This window comes from Acidiphilium sp., from assembly GCF_049977125.1.
Classification (GTDB): Bacteria; Pseudomonadota; Alphaproteobacteria; order Acetobacterales; family Acetobacteraceae; genus Acidiphilium.
Genome location: NZ_JBMFGY010000194.1, coordinates 1 through 4407, shown reverse-complemented (window position 1 = coordinate 4407; position 4407 = coordinate 1). Strand labels below are relative to the sequence as shown.

The following is a 4407-nucleotide window of genomic DNA, read 5'->3' as shown; positions in this document are numbered from 1 at the left end:
GAGATCGGCTCCATCGCTTCGTGATAGAACTCAATTCCATACCAAGTGCAAACTGTGTCGAGTTCGGTAATTAGTGATTGATCCTAATGTGCATTATCAGAGGCTTGCAAATACCTTAGATAGTGATAAATTACCATTAAAATTAATAAAACACTTCTAATTATGATAAAACGGGGTTTAAAGTTGAAAACCGTTCCCCCTGAGCAGCCCTCTCGCCCGGAATCCTTCCACTCGGCTTCCGAGCAGGATTGGGCTGAGGCGGTTCGCAGGGAGGCAGTGATCCGGCCCCTTGCGGCGTCGGCGCGGCCAGGCGGCATCGCGGTGAAAGTGGCGTCGACGCGCCTTGGCTTGAGTATTCCCCAGATCTACCGGCTTGTTCGCGGATTTCGCGACCGGCCCGTGACCGCTTCGATGCTGTCCCGCCGGCGAGGCCAGGCGAAGGGAAGTCGTAGGCTCGATCCTGCGGTTGAGGCTCGGATCGAGGCGGCGATTGTGGCCCTTTATCTTCAACCCGAGCGACCTACCGTGAAGCGACTATTTGGCCAGGTGCGCCGGGATTGCATTGTCGCCGGTCTCAAGCCGCCGTCCATGAACGCGGTGAGAGCCCGCATTTCTGCACGCAGCTTGCGCGAGCGAACGAAAGCCCGAGAAGGGGCAGGGGTCTCAGAAGACCGGTTTCGCCAGGTTAAGCCTGGTATCCGAACCGAGCGCCCGCTACAGGTCGTGCAGATCGACCACACCAAGGTCGACATCATGCTGGTGGACGATGTCACGCGAGCCTGTATCGGGCGTCCGTGGCTCACGCTGGTGCTGGACATCCATACCCGGATAGTTGCAGGGCTCACGCTGTCGCTGGACGCGCCGAGTGCGGCGGGCACGGCTCTCGCGGTCACTCAGTCGATCCTGCCAAAGGCCGCGTGGCTCGCTGACAGAGGCATCAAACTCGCTTGGCCTGTGTTTGGATTACCGGAGTGCATTCACGTTGATAACGGCGCCGAATTCCATTCCAGGGCTTTCGAGCGCGGCTGCCAGCAGCATGGCGTCAGGATTGATTATCGGCCGCCAGCGACACCGCGCTACGGCGGCCATATCGAGCGATTGATGGGAACCTTGATGGGGCGCGTTCAAGCGCTGCCCGGCACAACGTTCTCTAATGTCAGTGCGCGTGGCGATTACCCATCGGAGGGTCGATCCGTGCTCACCTTCCGCGAGTTCGAACGAATTTTGGCACTAGAGGTTCTTGGCCCATATCACAACGAGGTTCACCAGACGCTTGGTCGGCCACCGGCTGCCGCATGGGCCGCTGGCGTCAACGGGATGACTCTTCGTGAACCCGCGGATGCGCAATCGCTGTTGTTCGATTTCCTGCCATTTGAGGAACGTGTCATCCGCCGCGACGGCGTGCGGCTGTTTAACGTGCAGTATCAGGATGGCGCCCTGGCACACCTCGTCAATAGCGGCGGACATAAGCTGCGCGTGAAATATGATCCTCGCGATCTGAGCGCCGTGTTTGTCGAACTTTCGGGCGGTGATCATATCCGGGTGCCCTATGCTGACATCGGCCGGTCGGCTGTAACGCTTTGGGAGCATCGATCCGCTATTAATCGGTTGCGCGAAGAAGGGCGGCGCACTGTCGACGAGCACGCTATTTTCGAGGCAATTGAAGAACAACGCCGTGTGCTCGCTGAGGCGTATGACCGCAGCAAGGCCGCGCGCCGGGCGGTGGTACGAGGGGAACTTGCCATCGCTAATATCCGCCCGCCAGCGGCGCCTCCGGCGGCCTCGGACGATGATCCGGATGCGCAGGTTGTCATACCCGGCGACGGCGTTACCAGTGGCGTGGAGTTCTGGTGATGGCGACTGGCACGTTCGCGCACCTGCCGCCGGACATCCAGCAGATTGCTCACCTCGACGCTGACGCGCGGATTGCGCATATCCGCGCTGAGCGGTGGATCCAGCATGCCGCGGCGGAGCGTCTGCTCGGTTATTTGCAGGAGGCATGTGACCAACCACCTCGCGAGCGGATGGAGAACCTCTTGTTGCTGGGTGAAAGCGGGATGGGCAAGACGATGCTGATCCGCAAATTCGAGCGGCAGAACGCGGTGCGTTTCGATGAAGTGGCCGGCGTTCAGCGCCGGCCGGTCGTCGTGATGTTGATGGCGCCACAGCCCACGGAGGCTGAGTTCTTCAATCGGGTTCTGGAAGCTCTTGATGCGCCCTCGGCGGGATATTGGGCCGGGGGAGGACAGTTGCGGACATCGGCCATCCGGCTGTTGCGCGAGGTCGGCGCACGCGTCCTGGTGATTGACGAGATCAATTCGGTTCTTGCCGGTACCCCGCGACAACAGCGGCTGTTCCTGCAGCTGCTACGCTTCCTATCCAACAATTTGCGGCTGGCGCTGGTTGGGGCAGGCGTGCCCGAAGCGCGGCATGCGCTGCTCTCGGATGCGCAGTTGCGCAGTCGGTTCACCGACATCGAGCTGCCGGCTTGGACGCCCGGTGAGGATCTGCGGGACTTCGTGACCCGCTTGGTGTGGAGTCTGCCGCTGCGCCAGCCGTCCCCCGTGGATTCGGCGAAGTTGCGGGCGATGCTGGCCACGCGGTCGGGCGGTGTCACGCTGGGGATCTGCAAGGCCGTGGAGCGCGCTGCCGTGGCTGCCATCCGTACCGGGCGGGAACGGATCGAGCTTGCCAGCTTCGAGGATCCCGAGATATGGCGCGGCGTAGCGGCACCAGGCCGCGCCACCCGTGCTCGCCGGCCACCCGAGGGGAGCCGGGCATGACGCAGCGCAAGGCGCTTCCAGTGGCGCCGAGGCCGTATCCTGGCGAATCCGCACGATCCTGGCTTGCGCGGACCGCGGCACGATATGATCTCGATACCCACCAGTTGGTTGCGTGCCTGCGGGGTGGGCGTGAGTACGGCGGCGATCGATCGGCGCTCGCCTTGATCGATTGGCGGGAGGATTCCGACCTGGAGAACCTCCTGACGCGAGCGGCGCGTCTTGATCGCGCATCGATCAGCGGGCTACGGGTGCCGGTACGGAATTTGCCGGATCCCGGCGCTTGGCACCGCGCGTTGGTGGTTTGGTGTCCGGAGTGCGTGCGCGACGATTTTGGACGGTACGGCGAGGTCCATGAACGCGCCGTCTGGCGTCTCGGCTGCTGCGTCGCCTGCCCGACCCACGGTTCGCTGCTGGAATGCCTGTGCCAGGCCTGTTTTTTTGGCCATTGCAGCTTCTCGTCGATCAGCGGGCGGCAACGCTTGATTTGTTCCGGCTGCCGTTCGCCAGTGGACGCTGGGGAACCTTCGCGGACTGGTGCAAATATCGCGGCGCTGCGTGGCGGCATGCTTTGGTTGACGCGCGATTCGGCCCTGCGCCGTTCGGCGTTGGAGATGCAATCGGCCATCCTGAAGGCGCTGGTTGGCGTGGCTCCCACTGGGCTGTGGCATTTTGGCTTGCCGGCCAGTCAATTTGCTCTCATCGTCCGAGATCTTGTTGGCGTCTTCGGTTGGCCGCTCGGGATTCCTCTGGCGGCAAGGGAGGACTCGACGACAAGTTTAGGCAGCCCCCATCGGACTTTTGAAATCGAACCCCAATCTGGCTTCAAAATACTTGGCATCATCGGTTCCGTCCTCACGGACATGGCGGGTGGATGCCCGGCTCGCTTGGAGCGGACTACTTTGTGGGATACCGATCCAGACGGCTTCACGGCAGATCTGCCTTGGTTGGTTCGCCGATTATCAGGGGATGCTCGGGCATGGCTTGCCGCTACCGCGCAGGGATGGGGGGCGGTTCTCGCGCAATGTGTCGGACGGGCTGTCGAAGCTCATGAGAAACATGAGAAGGCTGTGAGAACGGCAGAAGAGCGGGTTCGCCTGAGCGTTGCCTTGGCGAGGGCTAATGCGACCTGGTCGAAAGCTTCGGCTAAGCGGGATCGTGCGGCCGCCGTCAACCGGATTGCGGCGCGGGCACGTCGGCGCGCCGCAGCACGTCGAACGCCGTTGCCTGAGGACATGGATCGCGGAAAAGAGCCGGCCACCTCTAGGCACGACCGCCATTGAAGCGGCCGACTTGGTTCGGCCGTAGTGGGGTAGGTGAGCGGGGGAGGGGGGGCGGCCCGAGGCGCTCGGCACCTGTGCGTAGCCGATCAGGAAGTGGCGGTTGTCAGCCGCCTCCCAGAGGTCGCGTTTCTCATCATTAAGGGTACTTTTATCAGCTTTAAGGGCATTCTTTTGCGCGCTTTATGGCATTTCGATCGCTATGAAGGGTATCAAATCAGGGCTGGTCCTGAGTTTCCCCAAAAAGTCTCATTAACTACCGAACGCGACAAACTGAACGCCTGACGTCTCGCGCCCGGATCGACCTACACGCGATAACACCTATTATCGCGTGTAGTGGAATTATT

Annotated in this window: 4 protein-coding genes; all 4 read left to right on the top strand. The window is 61.7% G+C overall.

The features are described from left to right. The first annotated feature begins 348 nt into the window (after positions 1 to 348). The 4 genes from ACP5E6_RS16465 (at position 349) to ACP5E6_RS16450 (ending at position 4345) form a co-directional block, all read left to right on the top strand. Positions 349 to 1854 (top strand): Mu transposase C-terminal domain-containing protein, encoded by a 1506-nt coding sequence (locus ACP5E6_RS16465; RefSeq protein ID WP_427955944.1) that lies wholly within the window; start codon positions 349 to 351, stop codon positions 1852 to 1854. Next, positions 1854 to 2783 (top strand): TniB family NTP-binding protein, encoded by a 930-nt coding sequence (locus ACP5E6_RS16460; protein ID WP_427955942.1) that lies wholly within the window; start codon positions 1854 to 1856, stop codon positions 2781 to 2783. Before ACP5E6_RS16465 ends, ACP5E6_RS16460 begins: the two co-directional genes overlap by 1 nt. After that, positions 2780 to 4063: a TniQ family protein gene (locus tag ACP5E6_RS16455; RefSeq protein ID WP_427955940.1), complete on the top strand. Its 1284-nt coding sequence runs from the start codon at positions 2780 to 2782 to the stop codon at positions 4061 to 4063. The genes ACP5E6_RS16460 and ACP5E6_RS16455 overlap by 4 nt, the downstream gene beginning before the upstream one ends. 93 nt (positions 4064 to 4156) lie before the next feature. Then, positions 4157 to 4345, top strand: a complete 189-nt coding sequence (locus ACP5E6_RS16450; RefSeq protein ID WP_427955937.1) for a hypothetical protein — start codon at positions 4157 to 4159, stop codon at positions 4343 to 4345. Positions 4346 to 4407: the final 62 nt, after the last annotated feature.

Coding starts and splice junctions, on each gene's coding strand:
- ACP5E6_RS16460 (WP_427955942.1), top strand. CDS start 1,854: ATGGCGACTGGCACGTTCGCGCACCTGCCGCCGGACATCCAGCAGATT.
- ACP5E6_RS16455 (WP_427955940.1), top strand. CDS start 2,780: ATGACGCAGCGCAAGGCGCTTCCAGTGGCGCCGAGGCCGTATCCTGGC.